Origin of the sequence: Mesorhizobium sp. M0293, assembly GCF_040321735.1 — a bacterium.
Taxonomy (GTDB): domain Bacteria; phylum Pseudomonadota; class Alphaproteobacteria; order Rhizobiales; family Rhizobiaceae; genus Mesorhizobium.
In genome coordinates, this window is sequence record NZ_JAMYSA010000035.1 from 43860 (window position 1) to 63530 (window position 19671).

Consider the following 19671-nt stretch of genomic DNA (forward strand, 5'->3'; position numbering starts at 1 on the left):
AGGCCATGTGAAGCGTAGTTACATCAATCATTGAGCGTGCGTTGCACGCGAACTTAACGCTTTGGTCAAGCTTCATCTATGGAGGTTGTCATGGCTAATACACTCATGGAAGGAAAGAAGAGCCAGGACTGGCTCAATCTGGTCCTTGCCATCTGTCTGTTCATCTCACCTTGGATAATCGGCTTCGCTACTGCAACCGCTCCCGCATGGAACGCCTGGATTGTTGGCGTCGTGCTGGGCGTCATGGCTCTGGCGACGCTTGCCGCATTCGCCGAGTGGGAGGAATGGGTTAGTGTCGTTCTCGGGCTCTGGCTGATCGTTTCGCCCTGGCTTCTCGATTTCATGGCGAACGGGTACGCGATGGCCACCCATGTCATTCTCGGCGTGCTGGTGGTTGCGGTATCAGGTTGGGCAGTCTGGGACTTCCGTCATCCGCACGCGCATGCGTGACCGGTGAAAGGGTGGGGGTCCGGCGCGCGAGTGGCGGGCTCCTCCGGATTTGAATTTACGCGCCCATGCGTTGCCATCCAGGCCGCGCAGAGCCGGGTTGTGGCTTGCAGTCCTGCGGCCGCGCCATGGATTTTGATGGGATCGGGCCCCATATCCTGCCTAGGGAGTTTTGAGCGTGAACCTCGCGCGGATGGCGGTTCTTGCCGCGGCTCTCACGGCCGCCGCGGTCGCCAGTCCCTCTTCCGTAACCGGAGAGGCGACGGAGAAGCTGGCGTTGCGCGTCGAGATGGACGGCGCCATCGGGCCGGCGAGCGCAAGGCAGCTCAAGGAGGCGCTGGCGAAGGCCGCCGAGCGGCACGCCGAAGTTCTCATCCTCGAGATCGACACGCCGGGCGGGCTGGTCACCTCGATGCGCGAGATGATCGCAGATATCCTTGCCTCGCCGGTTCCCGTCATCGGCTATGTCGCGCCCGCCGGCGCGCATGCGGCAAGTGCCGGAACCTATATCCTCTATGCAACCCATGTCGCGGCGATGGCGCCCGGCACCAATCTGGGCGCCGCTACACCGGTCGAGCTTGGCGGGTTGCCGTCCCTTCCCGGTGGCGGCGACCAGAACAAGGACGACCAGAAGGACGCCACCGGACCGCCGGCGGACGACGCGATGATGACCAAGGTGACGAACGACGCGGTTGCCTTGATCCGTTCGCTCGCCGAACTGCGCGGGCGCAATGCCGACTGGGGTGAAAAGGCCGTGCGCGAGGCGGCCAGCCTTTCCGCCGGCGCGGCACTTCAGGCACATGTCGTCGATCTCGTCGCCCACGACACGGCCGAACTGCTGCAGCTTGCCGACGGCCGCATGGTCGAGGTGGCTGGCAAGAAACAGGTGCTGGCGACCAAAGGCCTCCCGGTCGAGACGCTGGAGCCCGGCTGGCTGATCCGGCTTCTCGCCGTCATCACCGATCCCAACATCGCCGTCATCCTGATGCTTGCCGGCTTCTACGGCCTCATCTTCGAGTTCACCAGCCCCGGCGCGGTGGCTCCCGGCGTGATCGGCACCATCTGCCTTCTGCTCGGGCTCTATGCGCTCAACCTGTTGCCGATCAACTATGCCGGCCTTGCCCTGATGCTGCTTGGCCTCGCTTTCCTCGTCATCGAGGCCTTCAATCCGACCGTAGTGCTTGGGCTTGGCGGCGTGGCCGCCTTCCTGCTCGGCGCCGCCATGCTGCTCAAGGTCGAGGGCCCCGGCTTCGAGATGTCATGGGCGGTCATCGGCACCGCCGCCGCGCTGACGCTTGGCCTGGCGCTGCTGGCCGGCAGCTATCTGTGGGCGGCGCGCAAGCGTCTGCCGCGTGTCGGCGCGCAGGCCATGCACGGACTTCCGGCCAAGATCCTCGACTGGTCGGGCAGCGAGGGCCATGTGCTGGCCCAGGGCGAACGCTGGCGGGCGAAAGCCAACGAACCGCTCGCCCTGGGCGACAGCGTCGAGGTGGCCGATGTCAGGGATCTCGTGCTGACGGTCCGGCGCAGGAACAATGGAGCAAGGCAATGATGATCGGTTATGTGGCCTATCTGATACTCGCCCTCCTCGTGCTGATCTTCCTCTCCGCAGCCATTCGTATCCTGCGGGAATATGAGCGCGGCGTGGTCTTCACACTCGGCCGCTTCACCGGGGTGAAGGGCCCCGGCCTCATCCTCCTCGTTCCCTTCGTCCAGCAGATGGTGCGGGTCGACCTGCGCGTGGTGGTGCAGGACGTGCCGCCGCAGGACGTGATCTCGCGCGACAACGTCTCGGTGAAGGTCAACGCCGTGCTCTATTTCCGCATCGTCGACGCCGAGCGGGCGATCATCCAGGTCGAGGATTTCATGACCGCTACCAACCAGCTGGCGCAAACCACATTACGCTCGGTGCTCGGCAAGCACGAGCTCGACGAGATGTTGGCCGAGCGCGACAAGCTGAACAGCGATATCCAGGAGATCCTGGACCAGCGGACCGATGCCTGGGGCATCAAGGTCTCCAACGTCGAGATCAAGCATGTCGACCTCAACGAGAGTATGGTCCGCGCCATCGCCAAACAGGCCGAGGCCGAAAGGCTGCGGCGCGCGAAGGTGATCAATGCCGATGGCGAGCAGCAGGCGGCGGCAAAGCTGGTCGAGGCCGGCAAGATGCTGGCGCAGGAGCCGCAGGCCATGCAGTTACGCTATTTCGAGGCGCTGCACGACATCGCCGGCGAGCGCTCGTCGACGGTGGTGTTTCCGCTGCCGGTGGACCTGCTCACGATCTTCAACAAAAAGCCGGACGGGGCCAAGTGAAGCGAATGATCATGACCATCGCCAGCGGTCCAGACCGGGACCGTATGCTTGGGCGGCACGTCGTTTTCATCCGGATTGGGGACCGGCTCTTCATCCGGAAGCCTGTCCGGATCCGGCTCGCGCATGGGCTTCGGTTCGGGAAGCGGCGGCGGCGGCGTGGGTACTGGAGCAGGCACTGGGTCGGGGTTAGGCAGAATGGCCATGAAGTAACTCCTGCGTGGGGGCTTGGTGGGTCATGAACATCGGCGGATGCCGACCAACCAGCGTCTCGACCAGGGCTGATGCGGGCAGAACGGTCGCGCTTGCGGATGGTTCCGATGCGGTTTCGATTGCGCCCCGGCCACGCGCTCACGAGCCGTACAGCGGAATGGAGCCATGCCGCCCAAAATGAATCGTCGTAGCGTGCATCTCCGGGTCTTGCCGACCCCACCGGGCGACATAATTCCATTAAAGGCTGAACCGAATTCAGCTGCTGAATAGGAGGCGTCCGTGAAGCATCAAACCGTTGACCAACTGAATGCCGTTGCCGACGTCCACGCCGAGGCAACCCATCTTCTCGCGACCCGAGGCGAACGCCTCGAACGCTGGGCGCAGCTTCTGGAGCAAAATCCCAACAGGTGCCTAGGAGCGCTGACGGGGACCGAGCACCAATCCGTGGAGACGCGCGAAAGAATGCGTTCCGCGGGATCACCGATCACAATTGCTTTCGAGGATCCGCTCTTTCGCGCGCTGGGCCTGAAAGAAGATACCTACGGTGAGGCCAAGCGCTTCTTCGAGCTGACCGATTGGCAGCTCCACGGAATCGTCTGCCATTGTCACGTAGGCGCCACGATGACGGCACGATGGGCCGCATCCCGTGTCCGCGCGGCAATGTCTGGAAGATCCGGTTTCTTCGCGTGGCTGCGAGAAGCGTTTATGCACTGAAGGCCGACGCCCGACTGGCGAACACCGCGCACTATGCCGAGCCGGGCTGAACGACTGCTTGAAGAACGATGAGGCGGCAGCGAGTCTCTCCGCCTCCTCGATTGTGGTGGCTGGCGCCGCTTGTCGGCGAACCAGGGTAGATATTTTCTATATTTTTCAATGAGCTGCCTAGAGTCCACACTTCTGTTGATTTCCACATATGTGTGGACTACGCTATCTATGTGAACGCGAACGAACTCCGGCGCTGGCTCGCCAAGCAGGGATGCACCTTCGAAACCCATCGTTGTGGAAGCGGTCATCTGACTGTCCGTCTCAAAATAGGGTTTCCCAGTTGCCCATGCACGGCGGAAAGGAGCTCGGCACGCGCTTGGTCGAAAAGATCAAGGGGACTTGGGGCTGAAATGGAGGAGCCTTTGTAATGTGGTATGAACTCACTCTCGCGCCCGATGACAATGATACCTGGCTGGTTACAGCGCCTCAATTCGACGAAGTTGTTTCTTATGGAAGTACGCAGGAGGAGGCCTGTGTAAACGGCCGGAACGCTATCGAGGAGGCTATCGCCGCTCGCATCGCGAATGGGGAGGATCTTCCCTTCCCGCTCAAGGAAACGTCAAGCAAGGGGCGGTTTGTAGAGGTTTCAGCGCTCGTCTTCCTGAAATCTGGGCTCTATATGCTCCTGAAGAGCAAGGGGTGGACTCGCGCCGATCTGATGCGTGAACTCAAATGCCAGCGCGAACATGTCGACCGGCTTTTCCGGCTCGATCATAACTCGCGGCTCGACTCGCTCGAAGAAGCGTTTAAGGCGCTCGGCTCTCCGCTGCGCTTTGACATGGAGTTCCCGCAAGCCGCTTGAACTTTCGTTATGAGAGGTGGCAGCGTCCCTTTCCATCATTTCTCACGCGAACAACCCACCTTGTGGAAGGGCGGGTCAAACCTCCGAGTTCGTCGCTTCGCTTGCTCGCACCAATCATATGGCTCCTGACTTTTGCAGGACGTGAAGAATGCTTGAAATCCGCCCGGCACGGGAGGCCGACCAGTCGGCGATTGTGCAACTGTGTCATCAGGGCTGGCATGATGCCCATGCGCATCTGGTCCCAACCGAAATCCTGGCGTACCGAACGCCCGCATATTTTTCGCTCTGGTTGAAGCAGACCACCGATGTGTTCCATGTGGCTGTAAGCGATGAACTGCTTGGCTTCGCCGGCAATGACAGTGTCCATTCGCCAAGCACCCAAACGCCCCCTCGCGGACACTGGAAGCCAGAAGAGCCTTGGTGTGCCGCTGGCAGCCAGCATCTCGGGCGGACATCATGAAACCTTTTGATTTTTAAGCCGTTATCGCCGTTATGTCCGGGGCTAAATCCAAGCCGAAATCGGTCGACGGCGCCAAACCACGCGAGGCTGGAAAGTCGCGCCTGGAAAAGGCATCGGCTGTCGAAGCCACGCCCGAGGTCGATGGCCAGGCCGCGCCGCCGCCGGAGGCCGTCGAACCCGATCCAGAACTGACGCCCGAGGAGGCGGAGCAGGCGCGCAAGCGATATTTGCTGAGGCGTTTCTGGATCAGCGCGCGCGGCTACTGGGGCCGCGGCGGCGATCGGCTCGCCTGGCCGTTCACCATCGGGGTGCTGCTGCTGATCTGCATCAATATCGGTTTCCAGTACGGCATCAATGTCTGGAACCGCTCGATGTTCGATGCCCTCGAGCAGCGCAATGCCCGCAGCGTCTATTTCCTCATCGCCATATTCATGCCGCTGGTGTTCTGCAGCGGCAGCCTTGTCGTCGCGCAGGTCTACCTGCGCATGACGATCCAGCGCCGTTGGCGTTCCTGGCTGACCACCGCGGTCATCGCGCGCTGGCTGGCCAACGGCCGCTACTACCAGCTGAACCTCGTCGGCGGCGACCACCAGAACCCGGAGGCCCGCATGACGGAAGATTTGCGCATCGCCACCGAATCCCCGGTCGATTTCATCGCCGGCGTCCTCAACGCGTTCCTGTCGGCCTCGACCTTCATCGTCGTGCTGTGGACCATCGGCGGCGCGCTCACCCTGCCGATCGGCGGCGAGAGCATCACCATTCCCGGCTTCCTGGTCATCACCGCAATAATCTATGCCGCCATCACCTCCACCTCGATGGTGGTCATCGGCCGCAACTTCGTCCAGCTGTCCGAACGGAAGAACCAGGCGGAGGCCGAACTGCGCTACACGCTGACGCGCGTGCGCGAAAACGGCGAGAGCATCGCCTTGCTCGGCGGCGAGGAGGAGGAGCGCAGCGGCATCGACAGGAATTTCGGCCATGTGCTCAGGCAATGGGCGCTGCTGACCGGTCAGCACATGCGCACGGCGGCGGTGTCGCAGGGATCGAGCCTGTTTGCGCCGGTCGTGCCGATCCTGCTGTGCGCGCCAAAATTCCTCGAAGGCTCGATGACGCTTGGCGAGGTGATGCAGGCAGCGTCTGCCTTTGGCATCGTGCAGGGCGCGTTCGGATGGCTGGTCGACAACTATCCCCGTCTCGCCGACTGGAACGCCTGCGCGCGGCGCATCGCGTCGCTGATGATGTCGCTCGACGGACTGGAGCGCGCCGAGCAGAGCGACGCGCTCGGACGCATCCAGCACGGCGAAACCAATGACGGTGCGATGCTCAGCCTCGACAATCTTTCCGTGACGCTCGACGACGGCACCGCCGTGGTCAAGGAGACCGAGGTTGCGATCGAACCGGGGGAGCGGGTGCTGGTGGCCGGCGAATCCGGCTCGGGCAAGTCGACACTGGTGCGGGCCGTCGCGGGACTGTGGCCGTGGGGCGGCGGCGGCGTCAGTTTCCACGCGGGCAGGCGTTTGTTCATGCTGCCGCAACGCCCCTACATCCCCTCGGGCACGCTGCGCCGCGCGGTCGCCTATCCTGCGGCGGCGGACAAGTGGACGATCAAGCAGATCAAGGCTGCCCTCGACAAGGTGGGCCTTGCTTACCTTGCCGACAGGATCAAGGAAGAAGCGCCGTGGGACCAGACGCTGTCGGGTGGCGAAAAGCAACGCCTCGCCTTCGCGCGCCTGCTGCTGCATCGCCCCGATATCGTCGTGCTGGATGAAGCGACCTCGGCGCTCGACGAGAAGAGCCAGGACAAGATGATGGAGACGGTCATCGGCGAATTGCCTGAAGTCACCATCATCAGCGTGGCGCACCGCGCCGAGCTGGAAGCCTTCCATAGCCGCAAGATCACATTGGAACGGCGCGAGGGCGGGGCAAAGCTTGTCAGCGATATCGATCTTGTGCCGCGCAAGGGCAGGCGGAACTTGCTCAGGCGCGCCTTGTGGGGCTCCGGCGCGCGCAACAGAAGGGCTACGCGACCATGAGCTTCTATCGGTCGACTATCGCCATCGCGCGCTGTCGACGAATTGCCCTCATGCGCCGATGGCCGCAGCCCAGAAAGGGTCTGGCGTCATGAGTCAGGAACCCGCCTTCGTCCTGCTCCCGCTCGGGATCGGTGCGGCGGTTGTGCGAATTAGAATGCGCCTGCTGTTCCCGTACGGTATCCGATCTTTTGAGCAATGATCCCGATCGGGTACAAAACGGCTTGTATTTTGCTCCGGGAGGGATTATGTTCCCGCTCGGGATCAGCATCATGACTAAAATCACACCGACGCCGGCAACCGTACCCCTGAGCGCCATCGAGATTGCGCGCCGCGCCGCGCGAACCGATCCTGCGGATGCCGGCAGGCCGGCCGGATTCGCCGAACAGGGTGATGGGAGCAATGTACCGGACCCGGGTGGGGCGGGCGTCGTCGTCCCGGTGACAGGGGTGACGATCAAAGCCCCTTCGCCCGAGGTTCGGGTCACGCTGTCTCGGATGCTCGGCCCCGATGCCCAGGCCGAGTCCGAACTCACCATCATCGCGTCGCCGCCGGACCTCGGCCGGCTGGTGCGTGCTGCTCGTGAGCAGCGGAGATTTTCGCAACAGGAATTCGCCGACCTTGCCGGGGTCGGCCGGCGCTTCCTGTCGGAACTGGAGAACGGCAAGCCGACGCTGGAACTGGGCAAGGTGTTGAAGGTCACCAATGCCGCTGGCATTGTGCTCTTCGCCCGGGAACGCTGATGGATGCGCTGACACTTGACGTCCGGCTCGACGGATTCACCGAGCCGGTCGGCATCCTGGCGCGCGACGACAATGGCGGGGTCGCTTACGCCTACCGGAAGAACTATGTCGCCAATCCCGACGCTGTCGCCCTATCCTTGTCGCTGCCGTTGACCGACGAACCCTATGGCGATGTCGCGGCCAGGCCGTTCTTCGACAATTTGCTGCAGGAACGTGATGGTGCGCTGGCCGATATCATGGCCCGCGAGGGCCTTGCACGCGATGACATCGCCGGCCTGCTGTTCCATATCGGCAAGGACTGCGCCGGCGCCTTGTCGGTGCTGCCGGCCGGCGCCCCACCGGTCAAGCTGCCCGGAGACTATGGCAGCGACTATGTTCGGATCGGCATGGAACGAATGGTCGACATCGTCGATGCGCTGCACCGCCGCCGCCGCTTGCCGGACGGCACCGCCGACCCATCGCCGCTGGCCGGGGTGCAGAGCAAGATCGCGCTGACCTACCTGCCCGACGGCTCCTTCGCCGAACCGCGGCGGGGTTCGGGCGCACCGACCACACATATATTGAAAGTCCCTGATCAGGGTCATCTCCGCGATGCCCGCGACGAGGCCGAGGCGCTCGCGCTCTCGCGGGTGCTCGGTTTCGACACGACCGACGCCACGGTTATGCCATTCGGCGAGATGGAGGCGCTGCTGATTACCCGGTTCGACAGGGCGCTGACCGGCGACGGACAGATCGTGCGCATCCATCAGGAGGATTTCGCCCAGGCGCTCGGGCTGCCGGCGGGGCTGAAATACGAGCGACGCGGAACGCCCGGCCGGCGCTTCGACGCTCCGGCCATTCGCCGCGTGCTCGAGGCGACGATAGACCCGGCCGGCGAGAAGGATATCTTCATCAAGGCAACGCTGTTCGATCTGATGATCGGCAACACCGATGGCCACGCCAAGAATTTCGCGCTTCTTCACGATAGAGGCGGGCGCATCCGCATGGCGCCACGCTACGACCTGCTGCCGACGCGGCTCGACGCCAACGTGACCGAAGAACTGGCCTTCAGGATCGGCACGGCGGACAGGCTGGCGGCGATCACCGCTGACGATTTCGCTGTTTTCCTGCAAGCGCTGGGTATCGAAAGCGCTGCCGCGCGCAAACGCATTTGTGCCGGCCATACGACCGACATCGCGGCATCCCTGGCGGGGCAGCTCAATGGTCTCGACAAGCGGAACATGAAGCGCTTCGCTGATCTCATTGCTTCGAACATCGGCACGTTGACGGCGGCGTTCGGGATGGCCACGCCAGCGGCGGTGGAACAGCGGGACGCGTTTCTTGACCGAGCCGGCGGTTGGCTGATGACCTGAGAGCTGGCCAGTTCGCAAAGAGCTACAGCATTGACGACTCCGCAAAAAGGGGCGGCGCCGCCCTACCGGTCGACCGTCGCCATGCCGCGCTCGGTATAGCGCGGGCCGGAGATTTTTCCGGGCGCGAGCGCTTCGTCGAGCGCGGCCATTTCGGCGGCGTCGAGTTTCAGCGAGGCGGCGGCGACGTTCTCCTCCAGATATCTGATCCGCTTGGTGCCGGGAATCGGCACGATGTCGATGCCAAAACCGTTTCCCTTCTCCAGCAGCCAGGCCAGCGCGACCTGGCCTGGCTTGACGCCCCGGGCTATCGCGATGTCGCGCACCTTGGCCGCCGCCTCGACATTGGCGTCGTAGTTTTCGCCCTGGTAGCGCGGGTCGTTGCGGCGGTAATCGCCCTCGGCATAGTCTTCCGCGCGCTTGACCGCGCCGGTGAGAAAACCGCGGCCGAGCGGCGAGAACGGCACCAGGCCGATGCCGAGTTGCCTGAGCAGCGGGATGATCTCCGGCTCCAGATTGCGCTCCCATAGAGAATACTCGCTCTGCACCGCCGACACCGGATGCACGGCATGCGCCCGGCGGATATTGGCCGCACCTGCCTCCGACAGGCCGAAGAAGCGCACCTTGCCTTGCGCGACCAGTTCGCCGACGGCGCCCGCGACATCCTCCATCGGTACCGCCGGGTCGACGCGGTGCTGGTAGATGAGGTCGATATGGTCGGTGGCGAGTCGGGCGAGCGAGGTTTCCACGGCCTCGCGAACGTGCTCGGGCCGGCTGTCGGTTCCGACCTGCTTGCCGTTTTCTATGCGGAAGCCGAATTTGGTGGCGATCGTCACCTGGTCGCGCTTGCCCTTCAACGCCCGGCCGAGCAAGGCCTCGTTGGCGTAGGGGCCATAGACCTCGGCGGTGTCGAGGAAGGTGCAGCCAAGCTCGATGGCGCGGTGCAGCGTGGCGATGGATTCGGCCTCATCGGCCGGGCCGTAGGACTGGCTCATACCCATGCAGCCGAGGCCGATGGTCGAGACTTGCAGCCCCTGGCTGCCGAGCTTGCGTGTTTTCAGGGTCATGGTGGGGTCTCCAGGAGGGGATGCCGCGACTATAGCCGCCGCATCGACGTTGGCCGATTCAATCGACACTCTATTCGATCAGGATGTGGGCTTCGCGCGCGGCCTCGACAAGCGCCGACCTGGCGACATCGGCGGCAACCTCGCCGCTCGTCGCCCGGCGGCAGGCGCGCAAAGCCGTTTGATGTTTTGGGCTGCCGGCGTCACGCCAATGTGTCGTGAGCAATTCAATGGCTTGCTGTGTATTGGACAGATGGCGGATGGAACCGGTGACACCGACCGACACCGCCACGGGTTTGGAAAACCATGCGGTTTGCATTGGAACCTCGACCAGGCTGGAGCAATTAACGCGTCTGGCGTCGTAAGGTTTCGTCGGTGCCGATCACTCTGGCGTGAGAGTTCCGAAAACATCGGGAGACGCCCGGGTTGTTCGCCTTTCGACTTGCGCGTCACTCACATGTTCGAGGCGACGTCGCGGGTGGGTGTTGGTTTGGGTTTGTGGGCCGCACGCTGCCTCGTCGCTTGCTGGGCGGGGCGGGGTGCGGCCTTGACCATGTTCACGGTTTCGGGCGCTTGCGCCTTGCGGCGCTTGAGCCAGCTGGACGACAGTTCGGCAAGGAGACTGCGCAGGTCTTTCACGACGTCCTCCTCCGCTAAAGCGACAGGATATCTCATTAGGCCGGACTTGCTCCGCCGGAAAGACCTGTTGCATCGAAAAGATATCAAGGCGCTCGCCCGAGCGTATCGGCTGGCGTGTGCTCGGTCGACGGGTTCCTGCTCTCTATAGAATGTTGGTCGTCACTTCGACGACGATCGCGGCACCTTCCAGCGTGCCGTTGGTGACGTGCACGACACGCGATACCCGTAGATCCTGCGCATTTCCGTCGATCGACAGGGAAACGCTTTCGCCGATCCGGGGAACCGCCTGGAAAATTGCATCCGTGGCCTCCGGCCGGTTGTCGATTGATATGCGGCAGTTGACGGTCATGGGATGTCTCCTGTGTCTGACGGCGCCCCGGCCGTCAACGCAGGGTCCGCGAAATGGTTTCAGGGGGACAGGTGCCTTGGCGGTTCCCGCCGCCGCCTGGCATGTTGGCAGTGAGCACTATGCGCCTCGCGCGCAAGCGAAAATCTGCAAGGCAAACTCCGGGATGTCCGTAGTTGGCCTTGACATTATACGGAAATTCCGTAGTATCGGCCATGCACACAGTCGTCGAAACGCCAGCATATCTTTCCGCCGCCCACGCCGCCGGCATGTCCGAAGAGGAGCGGACAGAGGTTGTCGAACTCCTTGGAGACGACCCTCAGTTCGGCAAGGTGATGAAGGGCACAGGCGGCTGTCGGAAATTTCGTGTTGCCGGTCGCGGGCATGGCAAGAGCGGCGGCTATCGAATCGTGACCGTGTTCGGCGGCGAGGACATTCCGGTGTTCCTCCTAACCGTGTTCGGCAAGGGCGAGAAGGACAATTTGTCGAAAGCCGAGTGCAACGATCTCGCAAAACTGACGAAGATTCTGATCGACACCTACGGAAAGAAGGGAAAAGCGAAATGAGCAAGAGTGCGTTCAACAAGATCAAGGCCGGTCTCGACGACGCCATTGCGTTCGCTGAGGGTGATACCGACGGAGCCGTGATCCATGTGCCGGAGCGGGTCGATGTCCGTGCAATCCGCAAAGTCCTCCACCTCAATCAAGAGGCCTTCGCGGCCCGGTTCGGCTTCGGCCTTGCTCGTCTGCGCGATTGGGAGCAGGGCCGGTCGGCGCCCGACAGCGCGGTGCGCGCCTATCTCACCGTCATCAAGAAGAACCCCAAGGCCGTGGAGCAGGCACTTGGCGCCGAGGAGACCGGGGAGCGGCTTGCCGGCTAGCCATCTGTTGTTGCTGGTTCCCGCTCATGGGCTCGAACCACGATTCACGCCTTCAAAGGGCGCTGTCCTACCATTAGACGAAGCGGGAAAATACAACTGCGCCCACACCCGTAGCCGGTTCGCGCGCCGGGATCAACGCAGTGCGGCGGCAAAGGCGCGTGGCCGGCATCAGTTCGGGAAGTTGTTGACAGGCTCCTCGCAGCGGTGGACCGGGCAGCGGCCGTCACGGGTCGGAACGTAGGCCGACATCGGCACTTCGGGCCAGTCGCATTCGTTGCCGAACTGCCTGACATAGCGGTCATAGGTGTTGGGGCCGGTGGTCAGCACCACGGCGCGGTGGCTCTGGATCAGCCGCTGGAGTTGCTCGCAGCTCATCGTGCGGGTATCGGGCCGGGCTTCAGCGAGGCCGGTCGCGGCAAACAGGATCGCTGCCGTCATCAAAGCAATTCGGCGCATTGGCATGGTGGTTCCCTCGATCTGATGTGTCACGCGAAACTCGCATCCCGGCCGGTGGTTCCGCAATGGCCGGCTGGGCGTTTCCTGGCGGCGCAACCAAATGACGCGTCGCGCATTGCTGGGCATGGCCGGCAGGAAGCCCTACGAGACGCCCCAATTGTGGCCCGGAAACGAGGATCGTGAAGCCATGTGCTGTTCCTTCTGTGGCGGCCGCGACCACCGCTACGAGGATTGCCTGCAGCGGGACGTCCAGGCCGATCAACCGCCTGTTGCTCCGCCTGACGAGGTCGGAATGGAACCTGGTCGCGCCGGATATGGGCATGATGGCCTGGCTACGATTTCCGGCGCGCCGTTCGGTGTGAAACGCGCCCGGCCTTAAGGCCAGGCATGTCTTCGATATTTCCGACACCACGTCCTTGCTGATCCTGCAGCAACCCCGCACCTTGGCGGGATCCGCGGACAGCGGTGTCGCCGGTATCAGCGGCGCCGTCCGCGGAGGCTGAGCGGCACGCCGATTGCAACCAAAATGCCCGTCGCGCATTGCTGTGGCGCTGCGGAAATCGCTCACGCGAGCCGGAAGGCGTGACCGGGGGAAGGTGGGGCTATGACGGAATTGACGGACATCGATGGCCTGATCGAAGCCGCCGCCGACGCAAGGCTGGCGGCGATCGTCGATTCGTCCTTCGATGCCATCATCAGCAAAGATCTGAACAGCATCATCACCAGTTGGAACGGGGCGGCGCAGCGCATGTTCGGCTACACAGCCGAGGAGGCTGTCGGCCGGTCGGTGCTGATGCTCATTCCCGATCATCTCAGGGATGAGGAGACCGACATCATCGGCCGGGTTCGCAATGGCGAACTGGTGGCCAGCTATGAGACGATCCGGCGACGCAAGGACGGTAGTTTCATTGCCGTGTCGCTGACCATCTCGCCGATCAGGAACGTATCGGGCGAGATTATCGGTGCTTCGAAGATCGCCCGCGACATCACCGCGACCAAGGACAGCGAGCGCCGCATCCGGCTATTGCTGCGCGAGGTGAACCATCGCGTCAAGAACCAGTTCGCGGTGATCCTCTCGATGGTCAGGGAGACAGGCAAACGCTCGACCGATCCGCGCGAGTTCGAGGAGCTGATCCGCTCGCGCATCATGGCGCTGTCGCGGTCGCACGATCTGTTGGTGAATTCGGAATGGGCGGGCGCCAGCCTCTTCGACCTCATCCAGGAGCAGCTCAAGCCGTTCGCTCACGAGGAACAGGTATCGCTCTCCGGGCCGCTGCTGACCTTGCAGCCGAACGCCGTGCAAAATCTCGGCATGGCACTTCACGAACTCGGCACCAACTCTTCCAAATATGGCGCGCTGGCGGGTGATACCGGGCGGCTTGAGATCACCTGGCAGATCGCCAATGGTGTTTCGGGACGGCGGGAAATCCATCTCGTCTGGGACGAAACGATGCCGGTGCATGAACGGGACCGGCGGGACGAAAGCACGCGCAAGGGCTTCGGCACCGTCGTCCTGCAGCGGGTCGCGCCGCAATCGCTGAACGGCTCGGCGGTCCTGGAACGCAGCCCGGGCCATCTCAGCTGGTCGCTGACGGCGCCGCTGGAATCGATCGTCGTTCCGCAGCTTGCCGCCGAAATCCCTGCCGCCGAGCCGTATTTCAGCCCTTGACGGTCTATTCAGCAGCGGGAGGCAGCTTCGGCCCCATCAAAGCGAGGGCGAAGGTAAACCCGACCGTTGCGAAATGCCCCGACTGGTTTCACCGAAGAAGCTGGCCAGCGCCTCGGCGGTCTGAGCCGGGTTCTCCTCGGGAAAGAAATGTCCGCCCGGCATCGCCTGGCCGCGTACGTCATCGGCCCAGCCTCGCCACAGCGCAAGCGGCCCGCCTTCGCCGGCATACCAGTCCGCGAGTGCGCCCTGGCCGCTCCACAGCGCCAATAGCGGGCAGCGGATGCGCCGGCCTGCGGCCTTGTCCGAACGGTCATGCTCGCGGTCGAGCATAGCCGCCGCCCGATATTCCTCGCAGATGGCATGGGCGTGGGAAGGCGCGCGCAAGGCATCGATATAGGCCCGCCGCACCTCGGGAGGAAACACCGAGGGCGATGAGCCCCAGCCGCTCAGGGCATTGTCAACGATCGCCTCGGCAGCACCTGCCAGGATCTTTTCCGGCAACGGCTCGGGCTGTGCCAGCAACGACCATGGCCAGTAGCCCAGCGCCAGCCTGTCGTCGGCCCTATCCCAGGCATCGGCCGTGGGCACGATGTCGAGCACGGCAAGCTTGTCGATGCTGTCTGGATGATCGAGCGCCATCCGGTAGGCGACACGCCCGCCGCGATCATGGCCGGCGACCATGAAGCTTGAGAAACCGAGCTTTGCCATCAGCGCCACCATGTCGGCGGCCATGATGCGCTTGGCGTAGGGCGCGTGATCGGGAGCCGACGCCGGACAGGAACTGCCGCCATAGCCGCGCAGATCGGCGCAGACGACGCTGAACCGGTTGGCCAGCGCAGATGCAATATCGCGCCACATCAGATGCGTCTGCGGAAAACCGTGCAGCAACAGCAGCGGCGGCCCGCTGCCGGCACGCAGCGAGAATATGCCGGCATCGCCGGTGTCGATTTCCGCACTTTGAAAGTCATCGAACATGGTCGCCTCCGGCACGCGCAACGGCCGGCGAATGGATTTGGTTGCAACGCAGCGGGGCAGCAGCGGCCAACCTTTTTCCTCGACAGGCGTTGTCCCTGTGAAGGGAAGGCCGCCGCGGGCGGCCGTGACAGGAAGAAGGAGGCTGAGATGAGAATTCTCGCCATCGTGCCATTCAGCCTGATGCTGGCGCTGGCCATGCCGGTTGCAGCCCAGACCGACCAGCAGCAGAACGACAGCCAGGCGGCGCCGGCCGACAAATGCCGGGCCCAGACAGAGCAAGATGCAAAACAGCAGCCTGAACAGCAGGCTGGCGGCGGCAATCTGACGGAGACGCTCAACGATTGCGGCGGCGTGCTGAAACCGCCTCCCACAGGTGACCAGGGAATGGCGGCGCCGGCGCCCGACGAAGGCAAGACGCCGGTGATCAAACCGGGTGAAGTGCCGCCCCAGCCGCCGAAGCAATAAGGCAGGGCTCGCCGGTAGTCGCGGGCGGCGCAACCTCGTTTTGGGTTCGAGACCTCTCACCCGATCGAGCTTCCCGCGGGATAAATTGATTTCGCAGCAAAGACCGCATGCCTTCGCGATTGGCGTAAATGCCCATCGCTTCGTCATCCTGGGGCGAAGCAAGGAGCGAAGCGACGCGGCGCAGACCCCAGGATCCATGCCGTGACTCGGGAGCGCTGCTGCGGTTCAGAATTCTGCTCCGCTGCATTCTTTGGACAAGGTCGCGGCATGGATCCCAGGGTCTCCGCGACGGAGCTTCGCTCCTGCTTCGCCCAGGGATGACGAAGGGAGGGTTGGCTCAGCCAATCTCGAAGGTTGTGGTTGCCATCGAAGCTATACCTCTACCGCACCAGCACGCCGGCGTGGTTGCAGAGCGCCACGAACGCCTCCTGCGCCTCGGCAGCATTTGCCTCGTTTTCCAACGCTGCCTCGACCTTTTCGCGCGCCGCCTGGTAAAACGGGCCGCGTTTTGCCTGCGGCCAGTCGATCAGGATTTCGCTGGCATCCTTCAGTGTGGCGACGTCGCGGATCGTATCCGAGCCATGCAGCTTGATCCGCAGCGGCGTGGGCAGCATCAACTCGGCCATGTCCATGTCCCGCTACTGGAGGAGTTTTGCTTCGCGCGCGGCGTCAATCATCGCCCGCATCGCCTTTTCCGGCGGCGTCCAGCCATCCAGCGCATCGCGACAGCTGCGCAACGCTGCCCGGTAGAGCTGGCCCTGGCCGACCGGCCAGTCGCGGAGGCATTCCAGGCCTTCCCACGCACTGCGGACAACGCGCTCACGCTCGGGGGTGAATTTCAGCCGGACGGGTCGGGGAAACATCTTGTCGTTCAACGGGTCGTCTCCATGACTGATGCATGTCGCCCAAAAGCATGCCGACGGGACTGACCGAGGATGCGCAACGGTTTGGGACAATGACATGCACAAAAAACGAGGCGGCGGATAACGTCGGCAACAGGGCAGGGGTTCCCTTCGCGAGCGATCAAATTTCACTCGCCGGCATCGACGTCCGACAGCGACCTCGGCGTCGGCGCTTCGGCGTTGTGCGCCGTCGGCCGGTCATGCTCGAACTGCTCGGCATCGGGCAAGGCATGCAGCCAGGTTTCGCGCCTCGAGGTCCACAATTCATATTCAGGCACGAGATCGGTCGGCGCGACATCGAGGCTGCCGATCGCCACCTCGGCCTCGTTGTCGTCGACCCAGGCGACGCGGCTACCGCAGGTTGGGCAGAAGCTGCGCGTGCCATAGGAGCTGACGAGGCCAGTGGTCTCGAAGGCCTCGCGCGGCCAGATGGCAAAGGCCGAATAGGCCGAGCCACCGGCCTTGCGGCAATCCTTGCAATGGCAAAGACCAATGCGGAGCGGCGCTCCGCTGACCGAGAAATGCACGCCGCCGCACAGGCAACTGCCGGTCCTGCGTATGGTGTCGGACATGGTCGTGACCTCCGTTTCTGTCAGCCTGCGGCGCTGCCGGTCGGGTGGGGCCGAGACAGAGCCCCGTCCCGATCCCGGGATGAAACAGGCTCTAGCCGCGCGCCGCCATATGGGCGTCGAGCTTCTTGCGCGATGGCCCGTAGCGCTTGATGATGGTCTGCGCCTCGCTTGGCGGAATGCCGTATTTGCGGGCAAAGGCAGCGACCTCGTAGGGCTCTTCGCTCGAGACCAGCTTGCGGTCCTGTTTCGTCTTCGATTTGTCGTCAGCCATCTCGGCCTCGCTTTCTGTTGTCGGGGAAACGCACAGCCGTCGGCGCCCGATCCCGCGATCAACAGGACATAACACAGATCGGCGCCGCGGGTTCCACAAGCACGCCAATAACGCCACCGCTAGGAGCGGTCATGGGCCTGGGCGGAGTTCCCGACCGGCTGGTATCAGGCCGAGGGCCGCATGGGGCCGGCGTCGGAGGGGCGGCCATTGTCACATTCGGTGCATGTGGCGCTGACGCCGGGGCAGCCGCGCTGGTGCGTGCCGGCGGGGCAGCAATGGCCGTTGGAACTTGTCCAGCGCGGGCATTGGAAGACTGGCCGGCGCCGCCGCAGCCGCTGCATTCCAGTGTCGTCGACCGGGCAACCAGAAATTTCGCCCCAAACCTCACGCTCGCGCGCAAATCTCAGCCCACCCAAAATTGCTGCACCGGCATGCCCGTGCATTAGCCCGAGCTAACAGTACCACGATCGCGGTTACCGACAAGTTTCAAATCGCCGGATGCTGGAGGGGCTTCAAGAAGCCCCGGATCCATGGCGGAGCGTTTTGCATCGCGATTGTCGAGAAAAATTGGCCTGATGTGTCGGACCTGGCGTCGGTCGCGCGTCCTTGGGTCGGAGCCCATTGCAAAGCTGGAGAACGAGCATGTCGTCGCAAATCACACAGTCGCAAATCACTCAATCGCCGTGGCAGACCGCGGCACTTCTCATCGCCCGCCTGATCTTTGCCGGCGTCTTCCTGATGGCCGTGAGCTTCAAGTTCATGGGCATGGAGGCGACCGCCGGCTACATCGCCGCCGCCGGCTTTCCGTTTCCGCTGTTCCTGGCCTGGTGCGCAGCGATCCTGGAAGTCGCCCTGGTGCTGTGTTTCCTGACCGGCGCCTTCTTCTCGCAAGCCGCCCTGGTGGCCGCCGCCTATGTGCTGTTCCTCGGCCTTGCCTTCCACGGACCCAGCCACTGGGCCGGCAACCAGGCCGAGTTCGGCTTCTTCGTCGACCATTTTTCCTTCCTGGCCGGACTGCTGTTCGCCGCCGTGCATGGGCCGGGCAAGGTGCTTTCGCTCAATCTGGGATGGCCGGGCAGGGCCTGAGGCGAGGGATCACAGCTGGTCGTTGTAGGGTTCCTTTATCTTGCCGACCATGCGGGCCAGCTTCGAAAAGGAGGGCATGTCGACCTCCGGCTGGCACTGATTGGCGAGTTCCAGCAGCCGGAGCGGAAAGTTGATGGCATCGCGGCTGGACGCGGACATGGCTTCGGATCGCTCCTGGCTGGTTTCGCCGGCCTCGGTCTTGCGCAAGGCTAGGTCTATTTCCTCTGCCGTCAGCACCCCCTTTTGAACCAGGAGTCGGTTGATCGATGCGACGGCCATCAGCAGGCCCTCAAGTTGCAGATTGGCGACATTCATGGCGATTGCTCCCGTGACTACGATCGAAACGCGCGAGCGCCGTTTTCGCTCCGGAGGCGGCGGATTGCCGGCTGGAATGACCAGCGAGCCGGAGCCAGACGGCCTATTCCTGCGTCAGGCGCTCGCCATATTCGCGCCACAGCGCCTTCGCCTCCAGGCTGCCGAGGCGCGTGACCGAAGGATCGCCGCAGTTGATGGCGACGGCGCTGATGTCGTATTGGGGGTACGCGTGGGCGACGAAACGGATCGCTTCGCCGAGCGAACGCACGCGGATGACCGGATCGGCCTGGCCCTGGCCAGTGCTGCGCACACCGGAAACCGTAGCCGGTGCATTCCGCATCCTGAACACCGATGCCATGGCTGGTCTGTCCATCGTCCTCTCCCACAAGGCCGTGCGACGGGAATCATTCCATTAGCTTCGACTAAGATTTCACGGATGCCGGCTTATGACCAGCCGGGCGGTGAAAACCGAATTCCACGGGCTTGCCGGCGCCGGCCGGGGCAGCGGTTTCGACCGAAATAGGAATGTTTTCTCAGAATTCTGTTGACGGGGTGAGTGCAGCTATGCTACATATTTATCCATGGTGCTGATTTGCGCCACCGACCCGCCGCCGAGGCGGGTTTTGTGTTTTTGGCTCCTTTTGATTTGACGTCTGCCTGTGTTGTCGACGCGGAATGTCGGCGGGACAGCACCCCCCTCTGTCCTGCCGGACATCTCCCCCGCAAGGGGGGAGATCGGATGCCACGCCGGCTTTTGCCAATCTTCAACCTCGTAAGATTGGCGGTGAAATCAAAGCTGCCGATCTCCCCCTTGAGGGGGAGATGTCCGGCAGGACAGAGGGGGGCGCCAGAAGCGCGACATTTGCGAGAAAATCATGTCCACACGCTACGCCACCATCATCACCGGCGATG

General features: G+C 63.3%; 26 protein-coding genes and 1 tRNA gene. 14 read left to right on the top strand and 13 right to left on the bottom strand.

Annotated elements, in window-relative coordinates; translation table 11 throughout:
• The first annotated feature begins 90 nt into the window (after positions 1 to 90).
• The 9 genes from NKJ06_RS15515 to NKJ06_RS15555 all read left to right on the top strand — a co-directional run bounded on the left by NKJ06_RS15515 (position 91) and on the right by NKJ06_RS15555 (position 9122).
• Complete coding sequence (locus NKJ06_RS15515; RefSeq protein WP_352633822.1) at positions 91 to 450, top strand: SPW repeat protein; 360 nt, start codon at positions 91 to 93, stop codon at positions 448 to 450.
• Positions 451 to 625: 175 nt separating this feature from the next.
• Entirely contained in the window at positions 626 to 1999 is a 1374-nt protein-coding gene (locus tag NKJ06_RS15520; protein WP_352633820.1) for an NfeD family protein, read from the top strand.
• Positions 1996 to 2760 (top strand): slipin family protein, encoded by a 765-nt coding sequence (locus NKJ06_RS15525; protein ID WP_352633818.1) that lies wholly within the window; start codon positions 1996 to 1998, stop codon positions 2758 to 2760. Before NKJ06_RS15520 ends, NKJ06_RS15525 begins: the two co-directional genes overlap by 4 nt.
• Before the next feature lie 489 nt (positions 2761 to 3249).
• Entirely contained in the window at positions 3250 to 3684 is a 435-nt protein-coding gene (locus NKJ06_RS15530; RefSeq protein WP_352633817.1) for a hypothetical protein, read from the top strand.
• Positions 3685 to 4102: 418 nt separating this feature from the next.
• Positions 4103 to 4537, top strand: coding sequence for a type II toxin-antitoxin system HicB family antitoxin (locus NKJ06_RS15535; protein WP_352633815.1), 435 nt, complete (start codon positions 4103 to 4105; stop codon positions 4535 to 4537).
• 148 nt (positions 4538 to 4685) lie between these two features.
• A complete protein-coding gene (locus tag NKJ06_RS15540; protein ID WP_352633813.1) occupies positions 4686 to 4997 on the top strand; it encodes a GNAT family N-acetyltransferase in 312 nt (103 codons plus the stop codon).
• Between the two features lie 32 nt (positions 4998 to 5029).
• A complete protein-coding gene (locus NKJ06_RS15545; RefSeq protein ID WP_352633811.1) occupies positions 5030 to 7030 on the top strand; it encodes an ABC transporter ATP-binding protein/permease in 2001 nt (666 codons plus the stop codon).
• 269 nt (positions 7031 to 7299) lie between these two features.
• Positions 7300 to 7770 (top strand): helix-turn-helix transcriptional regulator, encoded by a 471-nt coding sequence (locus NKJ06_RS15550; RefSeq protein ID WP_352633809.1) that lies wholly within the window; start codon positions 7300 to 7302, stop codon positions 7768 to 7770.
• On the top strand, positions 7770 to 9122 hold the full coding sequence (locus NKJ06_RS15555) for a HipA domain-containing protein (protein ID WP_352633807.1): 1353 nt from the start codon (positions 7770 to 7772) through the stop codon (positions 9120 to 9122). Before NKJ06_RS15550 ends, NKJ06_RS15555 begins: the two co-directional genes overlap by 1 nt.
• Positions 9123 to 9184: 62 nt before the next feature.
• On the opposite strand, the gene NKJ06_RS15560 is transcribed toward NKJ06_RS15555, so the two are convergent.
• From NKJ06_RS15560 to NKJ06_RS15575, 4 genes are all read right to left on the bottom strand, one after another.
• Positions 9185 to 10186, bottom strand: coding sequence for an aldo/keto reductase (locus tag NKJ06_RS15560; protein WP_352633805.1), 1002 nt, complete (start codon positions 10184 to 10186; stop codon positions 9185 to 9187).
• Positions 10187 to 10256: 70 nt separating this feature from the next.
• On the bottom strand, positions 10257 to 10502 hold the full coding sequence (locus NKJ06_RS15565) for a DUF982 domain-containing protein (RefSeq protein WP_352633804.1): 246 nt from the start codon (positions 10500 to 10502) through the stop codon (positions 10257 to 10259).
• Between the two features lie 134 nt (positions 10503 to 10636).
• Entirely contained in the window at positions 10637 to 10822 is a 186-nt protein-coding gene (locus NKJ06_RS15570) for a hypothetical protein (protein WP_352633802.1), read from the bottom strand.
• 142 nt (positions 10823 to 10964) lie between these two features.
• Complete coding sequence (locus NKJ06_RS15575) at positions 10965 to 11171, bottom strand: hypothetical protein (RefSeq protein ID WP_352633801.1); 207 nt, start codon at positions 11169 to 11171, stop codon at positions 10965 to 10967.
• Between the two features lie 266 nt (positions 11172 to 11437).
• Here NKJ06_RS15575 and NKJ06_RS15580 point away from each other — a divergent pair, with 266 nt between their 5' ends.
• Both NKJ06_RS15580 and NKJ06_RS15585 read left to right on the top strand, forming a co-directional pair.
• Positions 11438 to 11734, top strand: coding sequence for a type II toxin-antitoxin system RelE/ParE family toxin (locus NKJ06_RS15580; protein WP_352633800.1), 297 nt, complete (start codon positions 11438 to 11440; stop codon positions 11732 to 11734).
• Positions 11731 to 12048, top strand: a complete 318-nt coding sequence (locus tag NKJ06_RS15585) for a helix-turn-helix domain-containing protein (RefSeq protein ID WP_352633798.1) — start codon at positions 11731 to 11733, stop codon at positions 12046 to 12048. The genes NKJ06_RS15580 and NKJ06_RS15585 overlap by 4 nt, the downstream gene beginning before the upstream one ends.
• 14 nt (positions 12049 to 12062) lie before the next feature.
• On the opposite strand, the gene NKJ06_RS15590 is transcribed toward NKJ06_RS15585, so the two are convergent.
• A tRNA-Gln gene (locus tag NKJ06_RS15590) sits at positions 12063 to 12136 on the bottom strand.
• Positions 12137 to 12216: 80 nt separating this feature from the next.
• Positions 12217 to 12510, bottom strand: coding sequence for a hypothetical protein (locus tag NKJ06_RS15595; protein WP_352633796.1), 294 nt, complete (start codon positions 12508 to 12510; stop codon positions 12217 to 12219).
• Between the two features lie 598 nt (positions 12511 to 13108).
• Between NKJ06_RS15595 and NKJ06_RS15600 the strand changes: the two genes are divergently transcribed.
• Positions 13109 to 14173: a PAS domain S-box protein gene (locus tag NKJ06_RS15600; protein WP_352633794.1), complete on the top strand. Its 1065-nt coding sequence runs from the start codon at positions 13109 to 13111 to the stop codon at positions 14171 to 14173.
• Positions 14174 to 14209: 36 nt separating this feature from the next.
• Here the strand turns inward: NKJ06_RS15600 and NKJ06_RS15605 are convergent, their stop codons facing one another.
• A complete protein-coding gene (locus NKJ06_RS15605; protein ID WP_352633792.1) occupies positions 14210 to 15148 on the bottom strand; it encodes an alpha/beta fold hydrolase in 939 nt (312 codons plus the stop codon).
• Positions 15149 to 15295: 147 nt separating this feature from the next.
• On the opposite strand from NKJ06_RS15605, the gene NKJ06_RS15610 reads away from it, so the two are divergent.
• A complete protein-coding gene (locus NKJ06_RS15610; RefSeq protein ID WP_352633790.1) occupies positions 15296 to 15613 on the top strand; it encodes a hypothetical protein in 318 nt (105 codons plus the stop codon).
• A 380-nt stretch (positions 15614 to 15993) separates the two neighbouring features.
• On the opposite strand, the gene NKJ06_RS15615 is transcribed toward NKJ06_RS15610, so the two are convergent.
• The 4 genes from NKJ06_RS15615 to NKJ06_RS15630 all read right to left on the bottom strand — a co-directional run bounded on the left by NKJ06_RS15615 (position 15994) and on the right by NKJ06_RS15630 (position 17358).
• Complete coding sequence (locus NKJ06_RS15615) at positions 15994 to 16239, bottom strand: DUF982 domain-containing protein (RefSeq protein ID WP_352633788.1); 246 nt, start codon at positions 16237 to 16239, stop codon at positions 15994 to 15996.
• Between the two features lie 12 nt (positions 16240 to 16251).
• A complete protein-coding gene (locus tag NKJ06_RS15620; protein WP_352633786.1) occupies positions 16252 to 16488 on the bottom strand; it encodes a DUF982 domain-containing protein in 237 nt (78 codons plus the stop codon).
• A gap of 155 nt (positions 16489 to 16643) precedes the next feature.
• On the bottom strand, positions 16644 to 17087 hold the full coding sequence (locus tag NKJ06_RS15625; protein WP_352633784.1) for a GFA family protein: 444 nt from the start codon (positions 17085 to 17087) through the stop codon (positions 16644 to 16646).
• 91 nt (positions 17088 to 17178) lie between these two features.
• On the bottom strand, positions 17179 to 17358 hold the full coding sequence (locus tag NKJ06_RS15630) for a DUF3606 domain-containing protein (RefSeq protein WP_024501602.1): 180 nt from the start codon (positions 17356 to 17358) through the stop codon (positions 17179 to 17181).
• A 642-nt stretch (positions 17359 to 18000) separates the two neighbouring features.
• Here NKJ06_RS15630 and NKJ06_RS15635 point away from each other — a divergent pair.
• Positions 18001 to 18444, top strand: a complete 444-nt coding sequence (locus NKJ06_RS15635) for a DoxX family protein (RefSeq protein WP_352633782.1) — start codon at positions 18001 to 18003, stop codon at positions 18442 to 18444.
• Between the two features lie 9 nt (positions 18445 to 18453).
• Here the strand turns inward: NKJ06_RS15635 and NKJ06_RS15640 are convergent, their stop codons facing one another.
• Positions 18454 to 18759 carry a hypothetical protein gene (locus tag NKJ06_RS15640; protein WP_352633781.1) on the bottom strand — a complete coding sequence of 102 codons (306 nt, stop codon included), beginning with the start codon at positions 18757 to 18759 and terminating at the stop codon, positions 18454 to 18456.
• A gap of 103 nt (positions 18760 to 18862) precedes the next feature.
• On the bottom strand, positions 18863 to 19132 hold the full coding sequence (locus NKJ06_RS15645; RefSeq protein ID WP_352633779.1) for a hypothetical protein: 270 nt from the start codon (positions 19130 to 19132) through the stop codon (positions 18863 to 18865).
• Between the last annotated feature and the right edge of the window lie 539 nt (positions 19133 to 19671).